Source organism: Paenibacillus tritici, from assembly GCF_018207515.1.
GTDB lineage: Bacteria > Bacillota > Bacilli > Paenibacillales > Paenibacillaceae > Paenibacillus_AQ > Paenibacillus_AQ tritici.
Genome location: NZ_CP073365.1, coordinates 6,210,779 through 6,237,410 on the forward strand (window position 1 = coordinate 6,210,779; position 26,632 = coordinate 6,237,410).

17 protein-coding genes are annotated in these 26,632 nt (G+C 52.7%); 7 read left to right on the forward strand and 10 right to left on the reverse strand.

What is annotated here, in order from left to right:
• Positions 1-15: 15 nt before the first annotated feature.
• Both KDC22_RS26605 and KDC22_RS26610 read right to left on the reverse strand, forming a co-directional pair.
• Positions 16-1,353, reverse strand: coding sequence for an anaerobic C4-dicarboxylate transporter family protein (locus KDC22_RS26605; protein WP_211720925.1), 1,338 nt, complete (start codon positions 1,351-1,353; stop codon positions 16-18).
• A 129-nt stretch (positions 1,354-1,482) separates the two neighbouring features.
• On the reverse strand, positions 1,483-2,364 hold the full coding sequence (locus tag KDC22_RS26610; RefSeq protein ID WP_246553011.1) for a PfkB family carbohydrate kinase: 882 nt from the start codon (positions 2,362-2,364) through the stop codon (positions 1,483-1,485).
• Positions 2,365-2,675: 311 nt separating this feature from the next.
• Here KDC22_RS26610 and KDC22_RS26615 point away from each other — a divergent pair, with 311 nt between their 5' ends.
• A complete protein-coding gene (locus KDC22_RS26615) occupies positions 2,676-3,386 on the forward strand; it encodes a GntR family transcriptional regulator (RefSeq protein ID WP_173132271.1) in 711 nt (236 codons plus the stop codon).
• A 68-nt stretch (positions 3,387-3,454) separates the two neighbouring features.
• Here the strand turns inward: KDC22_RS26615 and KDC22_RS26620 are convergent, their stop codons facing one another.
• Entirely contained in the window at positions 3,455-4,648 is a 1,194-nt protein-coding gene (locus KDC22_RS26620) for a WD40/YVTN/BNR-like repeat-containing protein (protein ID WP_211720926.1), read from the reverse strand.
• A 207-nt stretch (positions 4,649-4,855) separates the two neighbouring features.
• Here KDC22_RS26620 and KDC22_RS26625 point away from each other — a divergent pair, with 207 nt between their 5' ends.
• Positions 4,856-5,035: a hypothetical protein gene (locus tag KDC22_RS26625; RefSeq protein ID WP_173132265.1), complete on the forward strand. Its 180-nt coding sequence runs from the start codon at positions 4,856-4,858 to the stop codon at positions 5,033-5,035.
• A 58-nt stretch (positions 5,036-5,093) separates the two neighbouring features.
• Here KDC22_RS26625 and KDC22_RS26630 read toward each other — a convergent pair whose 3' ends face one another.
• The 5 genes from KDC22_RS26630 to KDC22_RS26650 form a co-directional block, all read right to left on the reverse strand.
• Positions 5,094-5,972, reverse strand: coding sequence for a sugar phosphate isomerase/epimerase family protein (locus tag KDC22_RS26630; protein WP_343221806.1), 879 nt, complete (start codon positions 5,970-5,972; stop codon positions 5,094-5,096).
• 55 nt (positions 5,973-6,027) lie between these two features.
• Positions 6,028-7,050, reverse strand: coding sequence for a LacI family DNA-binding transcriptional regulator (locus KDC22_RS26635; protein WP_246553014.1), 1,023 nt, complete (start codon positions 7,048-7,050; stop codon positions 6,028-6,030).
• Between the two features lie 66 nt (positions 7,051-7,116).
• Positions 7,117-8,685: a DUF3502 domain-containing protein gene (locus KDC22_RS26640; RefSeq protein ID WP_173132256.1), complete on the reverse strand. Its 1,569-nt coding sequence runs from the start codon at positions 8,683-8,685 to the stop codon at positions 7,117-7,119.
• A gap of 79 nt (positions 8,686-8,764) precedes the next feature.
• The gene (locus KDC22_RS26645) at positions 8,765-9,661 is read right to left on the reverse strand and encodes a carbohydrate ABC transporter permease (protein WP_173132242.1); all 897 of its coding nucleotides are present in this window, start codon (positions 9,659-9,661) and stop codon (positions 8,765-8,767) included.
• 27 nt (positions 9,662-9,688) lie between these two features.
• Entirely contained in the window at positions 9,689-10,624 is a 936-nt protein-coding gene (locus tag KDC22_RS26650; RefSeq protein ID WP_246553017.1) for an ABC transporter permease, read from the reverse strand.
• A gap of 402 nt (positions 10,625-11,026) precedes the next feature.
• Here KDC22_RS26650 and KDC22_RS26655 point away from each other — a divergent pair, with 402 nt between their 5' ends.
• Positions 11,027-14,359 carry a GH36-type glycosyl hydrolase domain-containing protein gene (locus tag KDC22_RS26655; protein WP_211720928.1) on the forward strand — a complete coding sequence of 1,111 codons (3,333 nt, stop codon included), beginning with the start codon at positions 11,027-11,029 and terminating at the stop codon, positions 14,357-14,359.
• 29 nt (positions 14,360-14,388) lie between these two features.
• On the forward strand, positions 14,389-16,554 hold the full coding sequence (bglX, locus tag KDC22_RS26660) for a beta-glucosidase BglX (RefSeq protein WP_211720929.1): 2,166 nt from the start codon (positions 14,389-14,391) through the stop codon (positions 16,552-16,554).
• Between the two features lie 96 nt (positions 16,555-16,650).
• On the opposite strand, the gene KDC22_RS26665 is transcribed toward bglX, so the two are convergent.
• On the reverse strand, positions 16,651-17,421 hold the full coding sequence (locus KDC22_RS26665) for a DeoR/GlpR family DNA-binding transcription regulator (protein WP_211720930.1): 771 nt from the start codon (positions 17,419-17,421) through the stop codon (positions 16,651-16,653).
• 1,738 nt (positions 17,422-19,159) lie between these two features.
• On the opposite strand from KDC22_RS26665, the gene KDC22_RS26670 reads away from it, so the two are divergent.
• The 3 genes from KDC22_RS26670 to KDC22_RS26680 are packed head-to-tail and all read left to right on the forward strand — an operon-like array spanning position 19,160 to position 24,291.
• Complete coding sequence (locus tag KDC22_RS26670; RefSeq protein WP_211720931.1) at positions 19,160-20,134, forward strand: metallophosphoesterase family protein; 975 nt, start codon at positions 19,160-19,162, stop codon at positions 20,132-20,134.
• A gap of 26 nt (positions 20,135-20,160) precedes the next feature.
• A complete protein-coding gene (locus KDC22_RS26675) occupies positions 20,161-21,039 on the forward strand; it encodes a DMT family transporter (RefSeq protein ID WP_211720932.1) in 879 nt (292 codons plus the stop codon).
• Positions 21,040-21,099: 60 nt separating this feature from the next.
• Positions 21,100-24,291 carry a hybrid sensor histidine kinase/response regulator gene (locus KDC22_RS26680; protein WP_246553019.1) on the forward strand — a complete coding sequence of 1,064 codons (3,192 nt, stop codon included), beginning with the start codon at positions 21,100-21,102 and terminating at the stop codon, positions 24,289-24,291.
• Positions 24,292-24,376: 85 nt separating this feature from the next.
• On the opposite strand, the gene KDC22_RS26685 is transcribed toward KDC22_RS26680, so the two are convergent.
• Complete coding sequence (locus KDC22_RS26685; RefSeq protein ID WP_211720933.1) at positions 24,377-26,569, reverse strand: S-layer homology domain-containing protein; 2,193 nt, start codon at positions 26,567-26,569, stop codon at positions 24,377-24,379.
• Positions 26,570-26,632: the final 63 nt, after the last annotated feature.

The window sequence follows — 26,632 nt, forward strand, 5'->3', positions numbered from 1 at the left end:
GTTATCGTTCTTTCCTTACGTGAGGATGCTCCCCAGAAGCGTTGCCGTGACGACAGAAATCACGATATTAATCATTCCCGGCGCCATGAAGCTGTGATTCAGCACGTATTTGCCGATTTTGGTTGTCCCCGCCGTATCGAACGAGATCGCTGCAAGGCACTGGGCCGATACAGGCAGGAAGAAGTTGGCGTTCACAGCCATCCATGCCCCTACGATAATATAAGTCGGCAGATCAAGCGCAATGGCAATCGGGATCATGATCAGGGTGGTCGCGCCCTGGCTTGTCGTAAGCGCGGCAACGATGAACATAATTACCGCAAGCATCCAGGGCTGACTGTTCACAATGGACGCTACATGCTCCTGGATAAACTCTGTCTGCCCGCCGATAAACGTACTGCTCATCCAAGCCAGACCGAACGCGCACACCATGGCAAGCGCCCCCGCCCGGAAAATAGATCCGTTCAGAATCGTCTCAATGGCCGGCCGGCAGAAGATGATAATCAGGGAAGCACAGACGAGCATAACAATCTCAATCGTATGGGCCATGGACAACACGGTGGTCGTCCCGTCTGCCGTCCAGGAAGGACGCAGCTCAGGGAACAAGCCCAGAACAACAATGGACACAACTCCCAGCAGGAACAAGAGTACTGCGGCTTTCGCGCCTTTGGGCACTCCGCTGCTGTCCTTCTTCTCTTCCGGCGCAGCCTGCGCTGTCAGCCCCTCATCCATCAGCCCTTCGGCCAGCCTGCGCAGATATTCGGGATCGTCCGCCAGTTCTTTTCCCTTACGGATCGTTAGAAGCGCACTCACAATGACTCCCAGTAGGGTGGAAGGAATGGCAATGGTCAGGATCGTGCCAAGCTCGACCCCGAACGGTGCCATCAGACCCAGCATCGCGGCAGTCGCTGCCGATACCGGCGAACAGGTGATGGCTTGCTGTGACGCAATAATGCTGTTGGAGATCGGGCGCTCAGGCCGGATGCCGCTGTCGATGGCCAGCTTGTTGATGATCGGCAGCAGACTATACACTACATGCCCTGTCCCGGACAGGAAGGTGAATAACCAGGAAATAACCGGGGCGATGATGGTAACATTCTTAGGCGATTTATGCAGCATTTTCTCCGCAACCCGGACAAGGAAGTTCAGGCCGCCCGAAGACTGAAGCGCGGAAGCCGCCAGCACCACCGCCAAAATAATAAGCATGACATCCACCGGAGGCGAGGCGGGCTGCACCCGGAACAGAAATACGAAAATCGCTACACCTACACCGCCGAGCAGACCCATAAATACATCGCCGACTCTGGCACCAAAGAATATGAGTAAAAAAATGATCAAGAGTTCAAACCAGAACATAAAAAGTCCCCTTTTATAGTTTGTACTGACTTCACCGATCATTAGCCGCGTCTTCTGACTTCACAGGCGGCTTTCTTCAAATTGAATACGCTTACAACCATAGGACAGAAGTGGACCCCCACCGGCCGGTCAGACCAGTGGTGCCCCGAATCCAAAAGCTCCGTGAACCCGGCAGATTTGCGCTGCAAACTCCGCTCCCTTGCCCATACTTGCCTTAATATCCGCAAGGAACTTGTCCTTCGGGCCAAATTCGATGTGCCGGTCCTTGGCACTCCGGATCAGCTCCATGAGAAAAGCCGTAATATAAGAATCTCCTGCTCCCATCGTGTCTAGCGCATCCGTTGAAACGGCCTGCTGGTACACCCATTCATCATCGTACAGTGCATAGGAACCCTCTTCGCCTACCGTTCCAACTACTACCTTGACACCGAGCCGCTGCGCCTTGCGCATCTCCCGTTCCCGCTCCTCTGCCGTCAAATGGCTGCAGGACAGAAAGGCGATATCTATATCAGGGCACACCTGCTGCAGATAATCGTCGTTCCAGCGGACAGAGAAATCAAAGGAGATAGGTACGCCGCTCTCCCGCAGAACGGTTAAATCCTGCTCAATGTAACTGTTCAGACTCGTATGAATCACGGCAAACTGCTTCAGGTACTCCAGATCGCCGCCGGTGAACTCCCACGCCCGTTCCTTGGCGATCCCGCCTTTGTTGGACCCGAGGAATACGCGGTCCCCCTTCTCCAGCGTGACCCGAGCATACCCGTTCTCCCCTTCGTAGCTGCGGCTGCGGCTGCGGTCAATCCCGAGCTCATCAATGACCTGCTGAATGTACCGGGCGACCTCATCGTTGCCGAATTTCCCCAGATAGGCGGACTGGACACCGCACATGGCTGCGTAAGCAGAGAAGTTCAAGGCATTCCCGCCGGGATACATTGTCCCCTGATGGACATATTTATCGACTACATTGTCGCCGATGCCGATTACTTTAAAGGATTCAATAATTTGTTTCATCTCCCCTATCTTTCCTCTCTTGTATGATACATACTTTGCAAATTCACTCCATGCCGGCTTTTGTATTGGAATGTTATGAGGTTATATTAGCACAAAGCAATACATGGCGCAAGATAGGGCTTTCATTTTTATTTTTTCGCGGTCTTTCTGGCTTTAAAAGGTTGTGCAGTGTTAACAAATGGTCCAGATTGTTATACTATATAAATATAGTATTAAAACAATACAATACATTTCGCTCCAAGTCTGCCCTGGTTAGACAAGCAATTTCTGGATAACTTCTGTAATCGATTTCACAAGTTGGAGGTAAATACATGCTTGACCCTTCCGAGTCATCGCCTTTATACAAACAGCTTCAAGAGAAAATATTAGACTCCATTCACAGCGGCTCCCTGCAGCCTGGAGATAAACTGCCCACTGAACTGGAACTCAGCGAAGCCAACCAGGTAAGCCGGGTGACGGTCCGCGCCGCGCTGGACTCACTCACCTCCGAAGGCTACCTGGTGCGCATACCGGGCAAAGGCACCTTCATCACCAAAGACCGGATCAAGAAGAACGTTGCCGAGACGATTGGCTTCAGCGATACCTGCAGACTGCAGAACAAGGTTCCGGGCGCCAAGGTGATCAAATGCGTGATTGAAGACGCCACCCTCTCCGATCAGGAGCATCTGGGACTGAAGTCCGGCGACAAAGTGATCAATATCGAGCGTATACGCTACGCCGACGGCGTGCCGATCTCCGTGGAGTATTCGCGGTTCCCTTCCTCTTATTCGTTTCTGCTGAATGAAGACTTGAACGATAAGTCGCTGTATGAAATCTTAAGAGCCAAATATAAGGTGTCATTCGGGCACGCCAGAAAATATATCGTGCTTGAGTACGCCACCTTCGACGTAGCCACCTACCTGAATATCGCGGAAGACCATCCGCTGCTCAGTATCAAGAGCACCGTATCCGGCACAGACGGCAACAAAATCCACCGTTCCAAACAGCTCATTCTGGGCGACAAGTTCGAGTTAATTGTGTAGTACCAACAAAAGACGGGTCCTCCCCCTACAGGGAGAAGACCCGTCTTTTTTGGTTACAGCTATGTTATTTACTGCCCTGTATGCTCAAAAGAAAATCTGGCTGTCCAGGTAGCGCCTGCATCTTTGGTAACGTAAAGTGTAGAGCTGTTCAGGTCTCTGGCTGCCAGCCAGCCCCGGTTATGATCGGTGAAGGAGATGACCCCCTCGAATCCGGGAACCGCCTTCTGATTACTCCAGGTCCGGCCGTTGTTCTTGGTAAGCCCAACGCCTACTTCCTCCGCTGCCGGCTGGTAACCTGCCAGGAATGCCGTCGTCTTGCCGATCAGCACCATATTGCCCGGGGTACCGGAAGCCGGTCCCTTCTTCACTGTGGCCGCGCCGCTTCCCGGAGCCGGACCTCCTCCCGCTGTCTCCTGGGCAATCACCCGGGTCCAGCTTACTCCGGCATTAGAGCTGCCGTAGAGGGAATAGGAAGTCTGCGACATTCCGTAATCGCCGTACAGTACAGCGTACACCTGACTTCCGTTCGCATAGAGTCGTCCGTAATTAGGAGAAGCGTATGGCACCTTCAGCATCTGCTTCCAATTGGCCCCGCCGTCTGCCGTCCGCATCACCTGATAGCCGCTGCCCGGCATGATAACTACCGCCCACCCGCTGTTCCGGCTGGTGAAATAGGCTCCGCGGGTATTGGCAGGTGTCTTGATTAGGCTCCAGCTCTCCCCGCCATCGTTCGTATAGTAAGTAGAGGCCCGGTTGTAGCCGAATCCCTTACTGCTGTCCAGAAACTCTACGGATTCAAAGGTCACAGCCTTGTTCGATAGTCTGGTCCAGGTGGAGCCTCCATCAGCGGTGCGGATCAGATAATTCGCCGGACCGTCATTGACCGCTGCAAGCGCCCAGCCATGAACATTATCCGGGAAGTCCATCTGCCGGAAATTCCACTGCCCTTCATAGATCTTCTGGAAGTGACAGCCTCCGTCCGAGGTTCCAATCAGGAACCCGTTCCCGGCTGCCCGGCCCGTATCTGCGCTAAGGAACTCTACATCCGAGAAGGCCAACGGCTGTGCTTCTGCCCCCTGGTGCGCCTTCTGCAGGTCCTTAAGCAGCCCATGGTCTCCGGTGCTACAGCCCTGCTGCGGCGTAGGGGCCGGTGCTGCTAACGCCTGAGCCGGAGAAGCTGACGCCCCCCAGCCGACTACAGAGATTAGACTTGCTGTAAGGAGCGTAGCGGTGATTTGCTGCAATCTGGTTGTCCAATTCATTGGTGACACCTCCTAGAATATATATACCCTCTGAGCAGAGCGTTACTCTGACAGTACATGAACATGTTACTCCATCTGAGGCCAACTATGTAGGTGTGAAAGGGGACAAAACTGTAACCTATTTCGCTAATTAGATTCCTTCCAGAATGGTTAATAATAAGTAACGAAGCTTACATGCACACCTCATTCAAGGAGGAAGTGAAGAGTATGATCAAACAAGATGTCCAGTATGCACTTCTCTCCAATCTGTGGCAGCGCGTGCACCTGATCAGCGGAGAAACCTACACCGGAGTATGCAAAATCGACCACTCCTCCGATGCACTGCATATTGAAACGAATAAAGGGAATTTCACCGTTCCTTATTGGACCATTAAGCGTTTTGTATAGAACGCACAAAAAGACCTCATCCCCCGCAACCGTGGAGCATGAGGCCTTTTATATGTGATTATATCACCGGATTGGATACGAGATCTCCACCGCGGCAATGCTTCAAGTAATTCAGCGCATGGACCTGGCCCGTCATCTCCAGTTCGCCCTGATAGACCGGGTCATGCCAGCCTTCAATATCAATCGTGCCCTGATAGCCGCCCTGCCGGAGGATGCTGATGATATCTGTCCAATTCGAATCCCCGAAGCCCGGCGTCCGGTCCCATACATAAGGCTTCGGTCCATGAATCCCGAATTCCTTAATAACATCCCAGGCAATAGTTGCATCCTTGCCATGCACATGGAAGATTTTATCCACCCACTTGCGCAGCTGCGGGATCGGGTCGATCAGCGCGGTCAACTGATGGGCAGGCTCCCATTCCAGCCCGAGATTGTCTGCCGTAACGGCGTTGAACATTTTCTCCCAAGCTGTAGGATTATGTGCGATATTCCAGTCGCCCTTCTGCCAGTCGCCGCCCATCGCACAGTTCTCAAAAGCAATCCGCAGACCCTTGTCTGCCGCCCGCTTCGACAACTCTCCGAAGACCTCGGCGAATCTCGGGAGTGATTCGTCAATGGACGAGCCCGGCAGCCGTCCGGTGAATCCGCCTATAAGGTCCGTGCCGAACAAGTGGGCATGTTCAATCAGCTGCTCCCAGCCGGCAAGGGTATCCCCGCTCTCAGGGTTGCCGCCAAGCGGATTACCATAGATCCCGACAGCAGAGATCACGAAGTGATGTTCAGCAGCCAGCTCGCGAATCCGGGCCGCCGCCTCCACCAGATCGGTATCGCCAACCGTCTGCCAGAAATTCAACTGGAAGGATTCGAAGCCGTGGTTCACAATCTGCGGAATCACCTGGAGGGCTTCACCGCCACGGACCAAAGTGCCTATTCTCAAAGATTCTTGCATCCTTAGGTTCATCTCCAATACGTTTATAGTCAGCGCCCTGCTGTTACCGGCCCTTGATCATCTTACAAGAACCCCGTTTGAGCAATACCGCATCATAGACAATATGCTGATGGGCTGAATGTTTGGTGATCAGATCGAACAGGACCCCCACACTCGACAGCGCCATTTCAGTTCCCGGCTGGCTGATCGTATCCAGCGCAGGGTGGTAATATTCTCCCATCTCAATGCCGTCGAAGCCGATAATGGAGATATCATCAGGAATAGACAGACCTGCGGTAAGCACAGCCTTGGCCGCACCGATGGCAATCGTATCGGAGGCAGCGAATATTGCGGTCACTGTTCTGTCGCGGTTAAGCAGTCTGCGTGCAGCATTGAAGCCCGAGCTTGGACTGTATTCACAATCCTCAACAAGCCCTGCGTTGTAAGACAAATGATGTTCTTCGAGTGCCATCTTGTAGCCGCTAAGCCGCCGGCTGCCGGTAGTGTCTTCCAGTAAAGGTGATTTAGCAAGAAAGCCGATGCTTTTGTGTCCGAGCGAAATGAGATAGGAGGTCGCCTTGTAGGCTTCCTTGGCTTCATCAATAGTTACACTGGAGAAGATAGCCGGATCTACTTCCTGTGAGGTGGTAATGGTCGTCAGTACAAACGGAACCGTCAGCTGCTTGAATTTCTCCTCGGAATGATTATAAGTACCGCCCATGAAAATAATCCCGCTCAGGTTCTTCTCCTTCACCAGCTGAATGGCCGCATTGATCTCATCGGTCCCGTCCTCTACCTGATGGATGAGAAACGGATACCCGCGAAGATTAACCTGCCGTTCAATTTCTTTGATCATAATGGCGAAGAACGGGTTGGTAATCCCTTTAACCATGAGTGCAATGTTCTTGGATTGTGTGGTTTTCAAGTTCCGCGCATTGGAATTGGGAATATAGTTGTATTCCTTGACGACATTCAGGACCTTCTCCCGGGTCGCACTGCTCACCAGACCCTTATTGTTGATCACTCTGGACACTGTTGAAATGCCCACACCGGATATCCTCGCGATATCCTTAATGTTTACGTCCACACTACTCCCCCATTTATAGGTAAGGGAGCTATTCATAATAGCTCCCCTGTAACCTATGTCATTCTTTTAGTTAACAGGTGTAAATTCTGCCAATTGTTTCTCTACTTCGGCAATGACCTTGTCAACTCCTGCTTTTTTGAGCTGATCGCGGTATTCTGCTACAGCTGTCTTTGGATCTTTGTTTGTTTTACCCAGCATGAGCTGAATACCAAGCTGTGCATTCACGTTCGAGATCGAAGCAATTTCGGTAGTTACATTAGCCGGATCGAAGCTGAAACCGTTGTATGGATCGTCGATCGCTTCTTTATCCCATGCAGCAAACAGATCTTTACGGACCGGGTTGTCAGTATCACTAGGAATCACGAACTTGTCATTTCTGAGGGACCAGGCCGAGAAGCCTCCGCCGTCTGTTTTTTCATTGAAGCCCTGCGGCTGTTTCTTCACGCCATCTTCAATCACGTAGTGCTTGCCTTCGATACCATATTGCATCAGGTTGTAGTAACTTGCATCGGTCATGAATTTCTCAATTACCATCAGTGAACGCTCTGGGTTTGAGGAGTTCGCACTGATTACTGTCGAGTTGTCTACACCCATCTTACGTTTGATTTTCTTGTTGGCTTCAGCAAAAGTATAGAAGGCTGTAGGAGAATTAGGCAGTGCCTTGATATCTCCGCCATACTGGCCGATCCAGTCCTGGGCATGAGTCAGATAACCCGCAGAGTTCGCGGCTCTGAAGTTGTCTTTGCTGCCGAGGGAAGCGGACAGAACGTCTTTACCCCAGTATCCCTTGTCGCCCCACTCACGCATTTTCACAGCCCAATCCTCGAATTCCTGGGTGAAGGCTGGATGGAATACTTTTTTGTAATCCTCCGGGCTCTTGGTAACCAGATTCAGTTCATTCAGCGAGATACCAGGTGCGTTCAGCCACATGTCTGTAGTATCTACGAGCATTCTGTACATGTTCTGAGCATCCTCAGCCTTACCGTTGATTGGAGGGAAGGATTCTTTGGCAACCACATTATCCATGTATTTAACCATATCATCAATCGACTTAATTTCAGTCATGCCGTATTTCTTCAGCAGGTCGGTACGGTAGGCATAACCGGCAGGCGTGTATTCACTGAACAGACTCGGTACGCCATAGATTTTGCCATCCACCTTAGTATTCTGCCAGGAGGATTCAGGAACCTCTGCCTTAAGCTTAGGAGCCACCTTGTCCAGCATATCGGTAATGTCCGTCAGCGCACCTTCAGTAGCCAGGGTGTAGTAGGACACAGGAGCACCAGGTGATGCATGTGACAGATCGAACGATTCGCCGGAAGCGAATAGCAGCGGATACTTGGTTGCTACGTCTCCCCAGTCAATATATTTGATTTCAAGCGTAGTATTCAGATCAGCCTTAAGCTTCTTGTTAATCTCAGCCAGAATCTCTTTATTGGTAACTCCTTCACTGCCCCACAGGTAGTACGTCAACTTCGCTTCCTTAGAAGTATCTGCTCCCCCTGTGCTTGTGGATGGAGCATTCGACCCTGCCGGAGTATTGCCATTTGCATTATTGTTCGATGAACACGCGGATAGCACTCCAGTAAGCATGAGGACAGCAGCTAGAGAAGAAGCAATCTTTTTACCTTTCATTCGGTAAGCCTCCCTTTTCTTTTCTATATTATGGATTGTGCATCTATAACAAACACCCTTCGATTGAAGCAGGCGTCCATTAACCCTTAACAGCACCGATGGTAAGACCGGTTACGAAGTAACGCTGAATGAATGGATACAGGAGAATGATCGGGCCTGTGGCCAGTACCGCTGTAGCCATCTTGATGGATTGAGTCGGCAGATCGGCTGTATTAATGACCGCCCCCGAGTTGATGAGACTGCCCATATTCGCCTGATTGATCATGCGCTGCAGGAAGTACTGGAGCGGGAATTTGCTCTGAGTGTCCATATATAGCATTCCGTTATACCACTCATTCCAGAAGCCCAGTGCCGAGAACAGTCCGATCGTTGCCAGTGACGGAACCGCCAGCGGCATGAAGATGCGCCAGTAGATGCGGAAATCGCCTGCGCCGTCAATCGTCGCTGATTCATACAGGGAATCCGGGATCGCCTTCATGAAGTTACGCATCAGGAAGATCGACCACGCCCCTACCACCGCCGGCAGGATCATAGCGAACAGGTTATCCTTGAGGTGCAGATGCTTAACCATCAGGATGTAAGTCGGAATCAATCCTCCGCTGAACAAGGTGGTGAAATAGATCAGGAAGGAGAAGAAGTTACGGTATTTGAAATCCTTGCGGTTCAGGACAAATCCGGCCATGGACATCATGAACAGCCCTAGCACCGTACCAACGACTGTGATAAAGATCGTTACCTGATAAGCATCCACCAGCTTGGAGGAGTTACTGAGCAACAATTCATAGGCCTTGAAAGAAATCTCATTCGGTATCAGCTTGTACCCCTCGCGGATAATCTCCTGCTCATTCATGAAGGAGGAGGAGATCATCAGCGCAAACGGAAACACACAGAACAGGGCAAAGATGGAGATGCAAATGTAGCTGATCACCTTAATGAAAATGCTGCCTGAATCCTGTTTAATAGTATTACTTGCCATGTTAACACCCCTGTTTCTTAACTTGTCTTAGAAGAGCGCGCTGTCCGGTTCAACCTTGCGAACAATAAAGTTAACAACAAGCACCAGGACCAGACCGAACAAGGATTGGTAAAAGCCTACGGCAGCGCCCATCGAGAAGTTGAATTGTCCAACGAGAGAACGGAAGACATACGTATCTATAATATCCGTCTGCGGATACAGCACGGAGTTTGTTCCAATCAAATTGTAGAATAGGTCGAAGGAGCCTTTGAGAATTCCGCCCATACCGAACAGGAGGAGCAGAATGAAGGTTGGCTTCAGAATCGGCAGAGTCATATAGCGGATACGCTGCCAGGTAGTGGCACCGTCCATATAGGCTGCTTCATAGAGATCATGGTTAATCCCAGTAATAGCTGCCAGATAGACAATCATACCGTAACCGGTACTTGCCCAGATCTTGAACGCAACAATGATGTACTTCCAGATTCCAGCGTCGGAGTAGAACTCAATCTTGTCTAAGCCCGTACTGGTAAGCATCGTATTGATAAACCCGGAGTTGAAATTGAACAGGTTATACGCGAACACGCCGACGATAACCATTGAGATAAAGTTTGGAAGCAGAATAACCGACTGGGAGATCTTCTTGAACCACTTGCCCGCAATCTCCGACAGCATGATGGCAAATACAATCTGGATGATGTTACCGAGTGCAAGGAACACCAGATTGTAGAGCAAAGTATTCTTGGTGATATTCCAGAGGTCTCCGTTCTGAATCAGGAACTCAAAATTCTTGAGTCCGATAAAGTCACTGCCAAAGATCCCTTTGTTGAGCTTGTAATCGACAAATGCAACGTAAGCGCCCGGCATTACCGCATAATGAAAGACTGCGAAATACACAATGACAGGCAACAGCATAAGATACAGCACTTTGTTCTTCAATAATTCCCGGACGATATTTCCGCCCGATTGTACAAATCTTGCCAATGAGCCCACCTCCTAAATGAACAATGCATTCCACTGCAATGATTAACCATTTTCGCTGATATAGAAACGTTTCCATTATTCCTTTGTGTTTCCCCTTGCTCAGAGCATACTCCTTCCTTGTATACGCTGTCAAACATTTTTTATTTTCAAATAACAAGTAATAAATTTACATTTAACTGAACATAATATATAAAAAGCCGGTTTTTTTATAGATAATTGACTTTTTTCCGTCAAAAGTCTAAACTCGAAATGAATCGCTTATGGAAACGTTTCTATTAGATTTTCCCACGGACATGTTAACCTTTTTTTGTGACATCTGATGATGAATTCCCCCATTCTGATCCATTTCATGTCCTAATCAAGCACTCGAAAGAGAGGGTACTAATGATATTCACACAACAAATGAACATGATTACCTTAACCCGGGATGACCTGTCGTATACATTCCTGCCCACAGGAGATGTTTTGGAGTTCACGCAGGCCTCCACTCTTATTAATCAGTTCCAAGGCAACCCGGCAGACGGCTCTGCTAATAATATCTATCTGCGTGTATATACGGAGCAAGGGATTAACAGCTATCCGCTGCTCGGTATCCGCTCCGGTTCCACACTGTCCCGCACAGATGACAAGCTGATTTTCACAGGTACTATAGAAGCCATCAGCTACCGCGTCACCTTCGCACCGGCCAAGGACGGCATCTGGTTCTGGCAGATTCACCTCTCCGGCAGCGGGGAGACCGTCGATGTGGTGTACGGACAGGATGTCGGAATCGCGGACAAAGGCGGAGTACTGGCTAACGAGCTGTATATGAGCCAATATCTGGACCACAGCATCTGGGAAGGCCCGTATGGCTATGCCGTATGCTCGCGCCAGAACCAGCCGCAGGGAGCAGACTTCCCTTATCTCCAGCAGGGTGTAGTCGGTAAGCAGGCAGTAGGCTATTCAACCGACGGTATGCAGTTCTTCGGTATTTCCTATAAAGGGACTTATGTGCCTGAGGCGTTAGCGGGCAATCTCCAGAACCGCAATTACCAATACGAGCTGGCCTATACCGCACTCCAGACCGAGAAGATGGTCCTGTCGGCTCCGGCTGAGTTCGCCTTCTACGGGCTATTCCGCTCCACTCATCCGTCTGCTGTTACAGCGCTTGAATTCCAGGCTGAGCTGCAGGCCGCTTATGATGAGATCGACTGGAGCGGTAAGGAAGCTGTACCAAGCAGGGATGTGCCTGTGCTAAGCACGGATATCGGCACCCCTTATGTTTCTGCGCAGTGGTCGCAGGCTGCTATTGACGCCGCCTACCCCACCCGCAAGCTTGAAGAAATTGAGAATGGCCAATTGCTCTCCTTCTTCACGGACGAGCATGTCCACGTTGTCCTGCAGCCCAAGGAGCTGCTGGTTGAACGTCCGCACGGCCATATCATCACTTCGCTGCTGGGCGACAAGCAGGTAGACAACAACCTGATCTCCTCCACCAACTATATGTACGGGATTTTCAACGGGCAGACCGTTGTGGGCAATACCTCTTTCCATAAAGGGCTCTCCACGCCGCGCGGCCTGCTGAACATTCAGCGGAACAGCGGTCAGCGGATCTATGTCCGTCTGGATGGAGTGTACCGGATTCTTACGCTGCCTGCGGCATATGAGATGGGCGTAAATTTTGCCAAATGGCATTATCAGATTGAGGACGATGTGTTGACCGTTACCGCTCTGGCCGCAGCAGGCCAGCCGGATGTCGCCCTTCAGGTACAGTCGGGCCTGGGCAAATCCTATGATTATCTGATCACGAACCAGCTGGTTATGGGCGAGCATGAATTCCGGCAGCCGGTAAGAGTAGAGTCCAAGGATGGCATCCTGCAGATTCTGCCTGATGAGGCGTCTGTTCACAAGCTTCCATATCCCGGCCTCCATTTCGATATCCAGCTCCCGGGAACCGCATATACGTACAGTGATGACCGGGTGTTCTATGCGGACAAACAGCCGCGCAACGGTACACTGCTGACAATTTCTGTTACACAGTCGGCCGGCTTCCAGCTAGTCTTGCAGGGCAGACTTACAACATCGGATGTGCTTCCGCTAGTGTCTCCTTACACTCAGGAGAAGGAGCAGGCTCTATTCCATGAGTTCTACTCAAAGTTCATATCCGGCTTCAAGCTGCAGATTGACGGCACAGAACAGTCGCGGATTGATATCCTGAACGAGACGGCATGGTGGTATACCCACAATGCGATGACCCACTTCATCATGCCGCATGGCCTTGAACAGCCGGGCGGAGCTGCCTGGGGCACACGCGATGTCTGCCAGGGACCGATGGAATATTTCCTGATGACCCAGCATTATGAGCTGGCCAGAAATGTACTGCTGAAGATCTATTCCCATCAGCTCTGGGAGAGTCGGGAATGGCCGCAATGGTTCATGTTCGACCAGCATCCGGTCCAGGCCCACGAATGGCATGGCGATGTTGTACTCTGGCCGCTTAAGTGCATCAGCGATTACATCATGGCTACCGGCGACTACTCGATTCTTCAGGAGGAGATCGGCTACCATCATCTGGAAGACGCTCAGCCAAGCCAGCAGACCGAAACCGTCCTTGCACATGTCAAGGCTGCGGTAGAGACTATCCGTGAACGCTTCGTGCCGGGCACAGCCCTGATCAACTATGCAGGCGGCGACTGGGATGATACCCTTCAGCCTGCGAATGAAGCGCTGAAGACCAAGCTGGTAAGCGCATGGACGGTAGCGCTCGCCTTCCAGGTGATCCGCAATCTGTCACAAGTGACATCTGCCGATCCTGAATTCTCCGCCAGCCTTGCTGCTATGGCGGAAGAGATGAAAGAATCATTCCGTACACTCCTGATCAAGGATGGAGTCATTGCCGGCTTCGCATACTTCCAGGAGGACGGCAGCATTGATTATATGCTTCACCCGCTGGATACAGAGACCGGCATTCATTACCGGTTACTGCCGATGACACGCAGCATTATTGCCGAGCTGGTCACTCCGGATCAGGCGGCAGAGAACCTGCGCCTGATCGACGAGCACCTGAACTGCCCGGATGGAGTACGCCTGATGGACCGTCCTGCCCGCTATGAGGGCGGCGTCAGCACCATCTTCCGCCGTGCCGAGCAGGCTGCCAGTGTCGGCCGTGAGATCAGCCTGCAATATGTACATGCCCATATCCGCTATATCGAAGCCTCCGCCAAGCTGGGCGAAGCGAAGCGGGCCTGGGACGGCCTGTTCCAGATCAACCCGATCAATATCCGGCAGAGCGTGCCGAATGCCCAGCTGCGCCAGAGCAACATGTACTTCAGCAGCTCGGACGGTGATTTCCCTGACCGCTACAGCTATCAGGAGAACTTCGACCAGCTGCGTGACGGAAGCGTAGAGGTTAAGGGCGGGTGGCGCCTGTATTCCAGCGGCCCCGGGATCTATCTGAACCAGCTCATCTCGGCAGTTCTGGGTATCCGCTTCAGTGAAGAAGAACTGGTTATTGACCCGGTACTCCCGGCAACACTTGACGGGCTGCGCTTCACTTATGAGTGCTTCGGCCGGATGATGACCTTCGTCTATCACATCGGCTCCGGACCGGCAAGCACGCCTGAAGTACACGCAGCAGGCGTTGCCGTTACCGGCCAGGTACTATCCAATCCATACCGTCCAGGTGCGGTAAGCATTACCAAGAATAACCTGCTTGCGCTGCCTGGCGATGAGCTGCATATCTATTTGACACAATAACTTTCAGTACGCTTACGAAGGAGTTAGCCATGACGAAACCGTTTATCCAAGATCTCGTGAACGATATGACACTAGACGAGAAGTTGGCCCAGCTGACCCAGCTTGGTCCATACTATTGGGGTCTGGATGATACCGTGGATCTGACGGGTCCATTCAAAGAACTTAATATCCAGCCGCAGGTGATCGAGAGCATCGGAAGCGTTCTGAACGGCATAGGTGCGCGGAATGTCATTGAGCTCCAGACCCGGCATCTGGAATCCAGCCGCTTGAAGATTCCCCTGCTCTTCATGGCAGACGTCATTCACGGCTACCGGACGATCCTGCCGATTCCCCTGGCGATGGGCTGCAGCTTCGATCTTGCGGCCATCGAGCGGTTCGCCGAAGTCGCCGCCCGGGAGAGTGCTGCCGCCGGTATCCACCTCACCTTCTCCCCCATGACCGACCTCGTGCGTGATCCGCGCTGGGGCCGGGTGATGGAGACCTCCGGTGAGGACCCTTACCTGAATGCCCGCGTGACCGAGAGCATGGTCCGCGGCTATCAGGGCACCGACCTGAAGGAGCCGGGGCGGATCGCCGCCTGTGTGAAGCACTTTGCCGGTTACGGGGCGCCTGAGGGCGGCCGCGAATACAACACGGTGGATATGTCCACCGGTGTACTCCGTGAATTCTATCTGCCTGCCTACAAGGCGGCAGTAGATGCCGGTGTCGCCATGGTCATGGCTGCGTTCAATACCATTGACCGCATTCCGGCCAGCGGCAACAGCAAGCTCCTCCGCGGCATTCTCCGCGAGGAGTGGGGCTTCAATGGCGTGACCATCGCCGACTTCAACTCGGTGAATGAGCTGGTTCCCCATGGCGCTGCGCAGGACGGCCGTGAAGCCGCCCAGAAGAGCCTGGCTGCGGGACTGGATATCGAGATGATGTCCACCCACTATCTGAACCATGGCGCCGCGCTGGTCGAGGAAGGGCTGCTCGACATCAGCCTGATCAACGAAGCGGTGACCCGGGTGCTGGAGCTTAAGGATGCGCTCGGCCTGTTCGAGAATCCGTTCAAGGATGCTGATCCGGTGGCAGACGAAGCCGATAAGCCAAGCCCTGAGCATCTGCAGGCTGCACGCGAACTGGGTGCAAGCTCGGTGGTGCTGCTGAAGAATGAAGGCGGAGTTCTGCCGCTGAAGCGCGGCATGAAGATCGGTCTCGCCGGTCCCTTCGCCACCTCGATCAATGTTCTTGGCGGCTGGGCCGGTACAGAGAAAGACCCGGCGGTCTCGCTCTACACCGGCATCACCGGCAAGATTCCGGCTGCGGACCTGCTCACAGCGATGACTGGAGAGCTTGGAAGTATGCTGGAAGGCGTCTTCGACGTTCCCGACGATACGGAGGCTGCCTATGAGCAGCTGAAGGATTGCGATGTGATTCTTGCCGCTGTCGGCGAGAATCAGCAGGATACCGGGGAAGGCGGCAGCAAGGCCAGTCTGCGGCTGTCCGCTAACCAGGAGAAGCTGATCCACCGTCTTAAGGAGACCGGCAAGCCGGTCATCACGATTGTGTTCAGCGGACGCCCGCTGGAGCTTGCACCGGTACTTGATGCAAGCGCCGCGCTGGTACAGGCTTGGTTCCTGGGCAGCGAGTCAGGGAATTCCATTGCAGATGTGCTGTTCGGCGACTATAACCCGTCCGGACGCCTCTCGATGAGCTTCCCATACTCTGTGGGCCAGGTTCCGGTGTACTACAACGCTTATCAGACGGGACGCCCTTATGATCCGCAGTATCCGAATGTGCGTTATGTGACCCGCTATCTGGATATTCCGAATGATCCGTTATTCTGCTTCGGCTACGGCCTCAGCTACTCCACCTTTGCCTACAGCGGGCTAACGGTTGAGACTGCGGCAGACGGCCGGGTGCTTGCCTCCATTGAGGTTGAGAATACCTCTGAGGTTACCGGCAAGGAGACCGTGCAGCTCTATATCCGCGATGTGACCGCCAGCGTGGTCCGCCCGTGCAAAGAGCTGAAGGGCTTCCGGCAGATTACGCTTGCCGCACATGAGAAGCAGACAGTATCGTTTGAAATCACCAGAGAGATGCTCATGTTCTACGGTCAGGATGACCAGCTCGTATTCGAGCCGGGAGACTTCGACATCATGCTGGGCGCAAGCTCCAGCAACCACAGCACACAGCGGATCTGGATCGGCTGATCCCTGAATAGCCCGACTTGAATGACACAACACAAAGCGCCAATCCTCTCACCTGAAGGTGAACAAGGATTGGCGCTATTTGGGTAACATGCTGAGTTATGATCCGGCCAGCAGCTCTATATCCAGCCGGGCAAAGGTATCCTTCCATTCCGTGGAGCAGCCGCTGTCAGTCAGGACCATAGAGATATGCTCGATCGGGGCAATCTGGGCAAAGGTTGTGACGCCGAACTTGGAATGGTCCGCTACCAGAATGGATTCTTCCGCCCGTTCCATCATCCTGCGGGAGATCAGGGCCTCCTCCAGATGGTAGTCGGTAATTCCCTCCGAGAGCGAAATCCCCCCGGCCGAGATGAAGGCCTTGTTCACCTTGAACTGGCCCAGCAGATCATGGGCGGTAATCCCCACTGCCGCCTGATACGCTATGTTCACCTCACCCCCGGCAAAAATAACCTTCCCCTGAAACTGCTCCAGCGCACAATTCAGCACCGGAACCGAGTTCGTAATGACCGTCACCTGTGAGCGGTCCTTGAGCTGGCGCATAATCTCAAGTGTGGTCGTCCCGTTATCCAGGATAACCGTCTCGCCGTCTTGAATAAGTGACGCTGCGAGCCTCCCGATCGCCTGCTTGTCCGCCAGATGCATCTGGGAGCGTCTCATGAAGGTCGGTTCATTATTCCCGGAGCGAATCCTCACAGCTCCCCCATACACCTTGCGCAGCCTTCCTTCCCTCTCCAGCCGGTCCAGATCGCGCCGGATGGTCTCTGTCGTAACACCGAACCGCTCCGCCAAAAAATGCACCTGCACCTTCCCCTCCAGCTCCAGCTGGGAGAGTATCGTGTGCTTCCGTTCCTCATAGGTTAGTGACATGCACGTTTCCTCCAGTCTTAGTGGCAAGTAATAATAAGTTCTAAGTAGCTATTAATAGTACTAATTAATCCCAGTAATAGAGACTACCAGTGCTAATCCACAGTACTAATGAATTCCAGTAACAGAGATTACCAGTGCTAATCCACAGTACTAATGAATTCCAGTAACAGCGCCTTCCTTTATGTTATGCACGCATGGTGCCTGCTTGAAAACAATGTGGTTTCTAGTGTGTTGATGTTGATTTCCTCAGTATATGGAGCAGAATCCCACTTGTCAATGCAGCCGATTTCGGTACAGATTTTTCTCAACACACAAATCTGCGCTACTCTCTGCCCCCACTAGCTCTGCTCTCTAGCCCCTTCTGCCCTCGCATAACTCTAGCACTCTAGCTATGGCACTCTAGCAACTCTAGCACCTCTAACGACCGACTCTCTAATATCTCCAGAACATACTTTATGCGGAGGAAGGAGTAGCGAATAAATGTACTTAGTACAGCTAAAAGTACGGTTAACCGGTGAATTCATGGCATAACTGTATTCTGTACAGCTAAATATAGTATCCGGTCATCCTTTAGGGAAAAGTAATTTATATAGTTGTACACTCTGCAGTTATAACGCTTAGCACGCAAAATTCGGCTGTTTTAGCTGCACGAAATACAACTAGTAGAGCATCAGATTTAAAAAGATGGATGGATCTCTATAATGCCTGAAGGAGCACAGGAGTGGAGGCCCCCCTTCAAGTTGTATTCCCAGATGAAGAGGGGAGTAGTTCATTAGGGCGTCTGGCAAGGCGTAACGGACTGAGACGCGCTTATTTCGAAGGAGAGTCACAACTTGGGCAAGTTGCGGACACCACGGCCCTTATTAACGAATATTCCACTCCTAAACGTTCTTTAGAGAGACGATAAGGTCCACTCGGTCCGTTAAACCGCAAAACGTGTTGTTTTCCGGGGAATAGGGTCTCTCAGGTCTGTTAGGAGCAAACTCGGCCGGGCGGGTGTAGTTCCGTGGTTCGGAACCTCCGGGAATCAACCCTATTCACAGAATTAAATCTGATACTCTACTAGAGCCTGCGAACTTCCTTATTCCATGCGAGAGTTTGGCTCGCCCGGCTTGGCTCGACTATAGTTCAGCTTCAATTCGAATATGGCTCAGCTTCAATTCCGATATGCTTAGCTTGTCACGGCGACGGCTCATCTGGGTGCAACTATGACATGGCTATGGCTGAACTATGGATCAGCCTTAGTTCAGCTCCCTCCTGCCTTGGTTCTGATCACTGCCATAGATCAGGGGCAATAGATTGCTATATCTTTTAGTATCTCTTAAACTCCCATTGCACTTTATACAGCAGAAGGAGATTTCACATAGAATCGAAGCATTTCTGTTGCAGAAAGTGCAATCAGCCCAGAAGCTGTAGCCTGGTGGAAGCACACGATTTTATAGATTGACAGATGGAAATTATCATTCTAAAATCAACATTAAACAACATAAAGAAAGATAAATCAACAATCGAAGTCAGACACTGCTGATTAGACACCACTACTAGTATATGGGCTACGGTTGGGTGTGATGTGGTTTGGTGTGCTGCGGTTTGATGTGATGTGGTCTGGTGGGCTGCGGTTTGGTGTGATGTGGTCTGGTGGGCTACGGTTAGTGTGATGCGGTCTGGTTGTTGTGGCGTATGGTGGTGTCCTGAACTTCATTCATGATTTGAATTCACAGAGAGGGGATTTACCCGCATGAAGCGTAAATTATCATTTCGGCAAGACGGCACCTTCACGATTGTACAGTTCACTGACCTGCACTGGATGGATGGACGGGCTGAGGATCAGCGTACCCGGGAGCTTATAGAGCGTGTGCTTAAGGAGGAGCAGCCGGATCTTGTGGTCTTCACAGGAGATCTTATCTATACCGGGCCTGTCTCTGAAGGTGAGACTCCCTGTACGGACCCCCGGCAGGCCTTTCGTAATGCGGTTGCTGCTGTAGATAAGAGCGGAGTCCCTTGGGCCTTCGTATTCGGCAATCACGACACCGAGAACGGAGTGACCTATAACGAGCTGATGGAGATCGCCCTGGAGCATCCCAACTGTGTGGCTGAAGCCGGTCCTGCCGAGCTTGCCGGTTCAAGCAATTACGTCCTTGAGATTGAGGGCAACGATCATAGCGCGGGGGCTATCCTCTATATGCTGGACACCGGCGCTTACTCCGGACTTAAGCAGATTCCCGGCTATAACTGGGTCCGGCAAAACCAGATTCGCTGGCTGACCGAACAGTCTGCGCGGCTGAATCCGGGGGAAGACAAGGGCCAGCCCAAGCGCCCTGCGCTGGCGTTCTTCCATATCCCGCTGCCCGAATATGCCGAGATGTGGGCCACCCAGGTCTGCTATGGACATAAGCATGAGCAGGTCTGCGCGCCGTTCCTGAACTCCGGGCTATTCACTGCCCTGGTGGAGATGGGCGATGTGGCGGGTACCTTCTGCGGTCATGACCATATCAACGATTTCACCGGCACACTGCATGGCATCCGCCTCAGCTACGGCCGGGCGACCGGCTACAATACCTACGGGCGGGAAGGCTTCATGCGGGGAGCGCGCGTCATCCGGTTAGAGCAGGACAATCCATCCTTTGATACCTGGCTCCGGCTTGAAGACGGCTCGCTGCTGTCCGAACAGCCCATTCATACACCTACCCCTGCTGCCGATCCACAACATTAATCATTACTTAAGGGGTTGAATATTCAATGCTGCTGCCAATTCTTTTGGTGCTGGCTTCCGGGATGTGTCACGCGGTATGGAGCATGTTCACCAAGAGAAGCCTGAATAAAAGCATTTTCCTGTGGTCGATCATGATGATCTCCACGGTTCTGCTGCTTCCTGTTCTGCTGGTTGAGCTGTGGAATCAGCCGCTGACTGCGGGCGCCTACGCCCTGCTGCTGCTCTCTGTAGCTCTACAGGCCTTATATTCATGGCTGTTATCCAAAACCTATGAGATGGGCGATTTGTCCCAGATCTACCCGGTGATGCGGGGGACGAGTACGCTGCTTATCCCGCTTATCGGTGTGCTTTTCCTGAATGAATCCCTGTCCATCTATGGCTGGGCCGGGATCTGCTGCATGCTTGGCGGCTTCGCCGTACTCAGCGGATTAGGCTCAAGAAGCCGTTCCTCGGCCGCCGCTGCTTCTAGCTCCAGTTCCGGTTCCGGCTACTACACACCAATGCTCATGGCGCTCTGTGTAGGATTATGCACCACCTGCTACGTGTTCGTCGATAAGCTGAACCTTCAGCACATGTCTCCGCTGGCGCTGCTTGAAGTGACCAATATCGGCTTCGTTGCCGGACTGACTCCTGCAGTGCTGAAATCGCGGAAGCTGCTGGAGGAATGGTGCCGTAACAAATTCACTATCCTGCTGGGAAGCGTGCTGAATCCGGGCTCTTATCTGCTGTTCCTCTTCGCGCTGCAGCAGGCGCCGCTCGCCCATATCAGCCCGCTGCGGGAGATCGGGACGATATTCGCCACCTTCCTGGGTGTTCTTCTGCTGAAGGAGCGGCAGGGCTTGCGGCGGATGGTGTGCTCGGTTGTAATATTTTGCGGCATTCTGCTGGTTGGCGTATGGGGATAGAATAGAAGTCGTTGCCTGATCCGGCAGGATAACTATCATAATATGTCGAATTGAAACGGTATGAAGAAGCTAACTGGGATGACGATTAATTTGATAAAAGCAACTGCACGCCTCAATCTGAAACATATTCTATTGCTGCTCCTATATCTGACCCTGCTGATCGGCGTGCGCTATCTGTGGGTTAACGCAAATACGGCATCTGAGCATCCTGAAGCACAGCAGGGGGTGCTTGATATGCGGGGCTGGGACTTCGGGGATTCTCCACCCATCCGGCTGGATGGGGAATGGGAGTTCTTCCCCGGCCAATTCCTGACCTCTGAGGATGCTGGCGGACAAGCCCCGGCGACCCGGAATTATGTCCAGGTCCCCGGCGACTGGAGCGGCGGCTTCCCGGAAGGGGAACAAACCTCCCTCGGCTACGGAACGTACAGGCTGCGTATTCTGGTAGACCCGTCACAGCCGGAACCTTACGGCTTCTGGATTCAGCGTATTCAAGCCTCTTCCAGCATTGATATTAACGAACAGAGGGAGGCAAGCTTCGGGAAGCTGGCTGTGAGCCGCGAGGACTATCTCCCCAAAGCGGTCTCCTACACAGCAGCCTACGATAACCCAGGACAGCAAGAGATTGTTCTTCTCGTCCGGGCAGCCAACTATGACCATCCGCTGGAAGGCGGGATCGTCAGATCGATCCGCTTCGGCTCCCAGGCAGCAGTGGATAGTGCACGCATGTATTCGATCGGCTTCCAGCTGGTTACCTTCGTGATCATGCTGCTGCACGCCTTGTATGCGGGGATATTGTTCTTTTTCAACCGCCGGCAAAAAGCGTTCCTGATCTTCTTCCTGCTGCTGCTGGCGGTAGCCGCTTCAATCGTCACCGATAATGACACGCTGCTGCTGCTCTGGCTTCCGGTGAACTATACCTGGGCGCTGAAGCTCAAAATGCTGGCTTATCCTGCGGTGTCCCTGTTCATGCTGCTGCTTACGCGCAGCTTCTCTGCCAATGAGCGTCCCGGCCGGCTGTTCAAGGGATACCTGCTCACCCTTCTACTCTATACCGCCTACGTCCTGCTCTTACCGGCACATGACGTAGTGTATGCAAGACCGTTCTTCTCCCTGCTGTATCTGCTTCCGGTGGCCGGAGTCGTCTATTATATCGGACGGATGGTCGTCCGGCAGGAGCAGGATGCGTTCTTCCTGCTGTTCGCCGCAGCCGCTATCGGCTCCAGTGTCATTGGCGGCGCCTTGGAATCGAATAGCCGGACAAGTATCCTATATTATCCTGTAGATGTGATTGCCTCCATTATCGGCTTCTCCGCTTACTGGTTCAAGCGGTATTTCCGCAACGCGGAGGAGAACCTGCTGCTCAACCGGCAGCTCAAGGAAAGCGACCAGAAGAAGGACCAGTTCCTGGCGAATACCTCGCATGAACTGCGGACACCGCTGCATGGCATCATCAGCATTGCCCAGACCGTAGCCAACAAGGAACGATCAGCCATAGACGAACAGAGCCATCAGGATCTGGAGCTGCTCATTACCATCAGCCGCAGAATGTCCCTGATGCTGAACGATCTGCTCGATGTGACCCGTCTGCAGGAGAAGCGGATCATCCTTCAGCGGGAGCCGCTGGCGATTGGATCGCTGGTGTCCGGGGTGCTGGGGATGTTCGAATTCATGATAGAAGGCAAACAGCTTCAGTTACGCAACGAGCTTCCCGCTTCATTGCCGCCTGTCTGGGGCGATGAGAAGCGGATTGTACAGATTCTCTATAATCTGCTGCACAACGCCATCAAATACACGCAAGCCGGAACCATCACCGTGTCCGCTGAAGTCGCAGGCAAGCAAGCGAGAATCAGCATAGCGGATACCGGAGCAGGTATCGAGAAGGAGACACAGGCGCGGATCTTCTCACCGTATGAGCAAGGCAGCAAAGGCATCATTGACGGGGGCGGCATCGGGCTCGGACTAAGCATCAGCAAGCAGCTGACCGAGCTTCACGGCGGGGAACTCACCGTTGACTCTGAACTGGGGAAGGGCTCGGTATTCACCTTCACCCTTCCGCTGGTGTCTTCTTCCGAGGCCCGGCAGGAACCGGAACACGACGCGGCTGGAAGGCAGCCGGACAGCCCGGATCTGAGAGGCCTGCTGCTTGAGGAGAGCCGGCTGTTATTACAGCAGTCTGATACCCGCCAGCCTGCTGCAACGGCGGACTTCTCCGTTCCACCGCAGATGCCGCCTGCCTCCCTGAGCGCCAAGACCCATATCCTGGCCGTCGATGATGATCCGGTTAATCTGAAGGTGCTCACCAGCATCCTCTCGGAAGAGCATCATCAGCTGGTCACCGCCACCAGCGCTCAGGAAGCGCTGGAGCTGCTCGGCACTGAGCCTTGGGATCTGCTGATCGCCGATGTGATGATGCCGTACATGTCAGGCTACGAATTAACCCGGATTGTCCGTCAGCGCTTCTCCATCTCGGAGCTGCCGATCCTGCTGCTCACGGCCCGCAATCAGCCGGCGGATATCTATACCGGGTTCTTGTCCGGGGCCAATGATTATGTCGCCAAGCCGGTAGATGCCCTAGAACTGAAATACAGGGTCCGCTCACTGACCGGACTGAAGCAGTCCATTAACCAGAGTCTGCGGATGGAGGCGGCTTACCTGCAGGCACAGATTCAGCCGCATTTCCTGTTCAATACACTGAACTCGCTGCTGGCGCTAAGCGAATTCGACCTGCCGAAGATGCGTGATCTCGGGGAGGCCTTCTCCTCCTATCTGAGAATCAGCTTCGATTATATGAACTCGCAGCAGCTGGTCGGATTGTCCCATGAGCTGGAGCTGGTGGAGTCTTATCTGTTCATTGAGAAGGCCCGGTTCGAAGAACGCCTGCAGATCGAATGGGATGTGGATCAGGGCATCGACCTGCTCCTTCCTCCGCTCACCCTTCAGCCGCTGGTAGAGAATGCAGTCAGACACGGCCTGCTGAGCCGCAAGGCCGGAGGCAAGCTGCAGATCCGCATTCACCGCCGCCATGGGCATACCTTCTTTGAAGTGGAGGATAACGGCAAAGGGATGGAAGAAGCGCAGGTCAGCAGGCTGCTGGATGACAGCGGACCGGGACTGCCTTCCCGCGGCATCGGGCTGCTGAACACCAACCGGCGTCTAATACAGCTATATGGCGAAGGCCTGGTCATTCACAGCCAGCCTGAAGTGGGCACCACCGTATCCTTCATGATCCCGGAGCGGAGGCGCGGCTAATTCCATAATTTCAACACAAATAACCCGCAGTTCCGGAGCCTTCCTCCGAAACTGCGGGTTGTGTTTGTGTACAGATACTCCAACCCTACTCCTTACTTGCCTCCGGCGTATAAACCACAGTCTTCTCAACCGTTACTACTTTTCCGAAGCTGTTGGTGACCTTGAATACGAACGTATTGCTGCCCTCAGCCAGCGTCACCGATTTATAGAAGCTTCCATAGCTGCTGATCAGTTCGTCGTTCAGATAGATCTTAGGACTGCTGTCGTTCGCATCCGTGGCTTTCCCGGTCAAGGTAAGCTGTTTCGTCTTGGTCGTCTCAGGAATGTAATCCAGAACCAGCACCGGCTCGCTTACATTGAACGTGATGGTCTTGGTTATAGGCTCCGAGCTTTTGCCCAAGCTATTAGTCGCTTTGAAGGTGAACGTATTCGCTCCTTCCTTGAGGGTTACTGTCTTGTTGAAGGAGCCATATTCACCTACGAGTTCGTCATTCATGTAGATCTTAGGAGAGCTGTCATTCTTGTCACTCGCCTTACCGCTTAAGGTAACCGTCTTGCCGCTGCTCGTCTCGGGGATCAGATCCAGCGTCAGCACGGGACTGTCCACAGCAAAGGTAATGGTCTTGGTGGCAACGGCCGAACTTTTACCCAGACTGTTAACAGCCTTGAAGGTGAACGTATTCACTCCTTCTTTGAGCGTTACTGTCTTGTTGAAGGAGCCGTAATCCCCTACTAGCTCGTCATTCATGTAAATCTTCGGGTAGCTGTCGTTCTTGTCAGTCGCTTTACCACTGAGGGTTACCGTCTTGCTACTGCTGGTCTCCGGGATCAGATCGAGCGTAAGCACAGGTCCGTCTACATTAAAGGTGATTACCTTGGTAATAACCACTGAGCTTTTGCCCAAGCTATTCGTAGCCTTGAAGTTAAAAGTATTCGCCCCTTCTTTCAGCGTAACCGTCTTGTTGAAGGAACCGTAACTGCCCACCAGCTCATCGTTCATATAGATCTTAGGATTGCTGTCATTCTTGTCAGTCACTTTGCCGCTTAAAGAGATCGTCTTGCTGCTGCTCGTCTCCGGGATCAGATCCAGCGTCAGCACAGGTCCGCCCAAGGTCACGACAATCTGCTTCTCGACCACTGCTTTTTTATCATATTTATTGACCGCAGTCACCACAATTTTGTTGAGGCCTTCCTTCAGAGTCAGGTCCGCACTGAATTCCCCATTGTAGGACACATAAGCTGTTTTATCATTAACTGTAACTTCCGGGTTCGTATCACCGCTGTCCTTCACTTTACCGGTAATCTTCGCCGTAAGCTGATTGGAGGTCTCTGGAGCCTGCACCGTCAGCTGTGGACCGGAGGTCTGGTAAGTAACCTGCTTCGTGACCGTGTTCGAGCGTCCATTCGGCAGAACCGCCTTGAATACAAATTCGTAGACCTTCTCTCCTCCATCCAGATCATACGCCTCTGCAAAAGAGCCATTCACATTCTCTACTTCTTCATCGTTGATATACACCTTGGCATCAGCATTCACTTTGCCCGTAAGCTTGACCGTTCTGTCCGCCACCTGTGCCGGAACCTGTACGTCCAGCTTCACATCCTGCGTTGCCGTAGTATACGAGGACTTCAACACACGATACAGCAAAGTTGCTACAGAAGCCCGGTTAATGGGACTGGTTGGTCCGAAGGTTCCGTCGGGGAAGCCCTGAATCAATTTATGATCTACAGCCACCGCCACTTCCTTGGCCAGTTGAGGAGTAACGTCCTCATAGTCACTGAATTTATAGTACAGAATACTGTCAGCATCCACCTTATCGGTCTCCAGACCCATAGCACGAACCAGCGCGACAGCCACATCTTCACGGGTAGCACTCGCCTGTGGATCGAAGAAGGGCTTGCCCTTCACTGGAAAATATCCCGTAAGATATTCCTTCGCCGCCTCAACATATTTGTAAGCCCACGAAGACGGGTTCACATCCGAGAACGTCTGCGTTCCATCCGACACCAAATCAAGTCCAAACGTCAGGGTAATCAGCTTGGCTAACTGTTCCCTGGTAATGGCTGCCTCAGGCTTGAAGGACCCATCCGGGTTCCCCGTAATAATGCCCTGATTCGCCATACTCTGTATAGCTTCATTGGCCCAATAGGTAGTCTTCACATCCACAAAAACATAAGATGACGTCTGCTGCACCACCGTTGCTGCACTAGCCACTCCCCCGCACAGCAGACTCAGCAGCATTACCCACGCCGCCAACACATTCCATCTTCTTGCCTTCACACTCATCGCCCCCAACCATAGTAAGCAGCCCGGCCGTCAACTCTTCCACTCCCATTCCAAGAG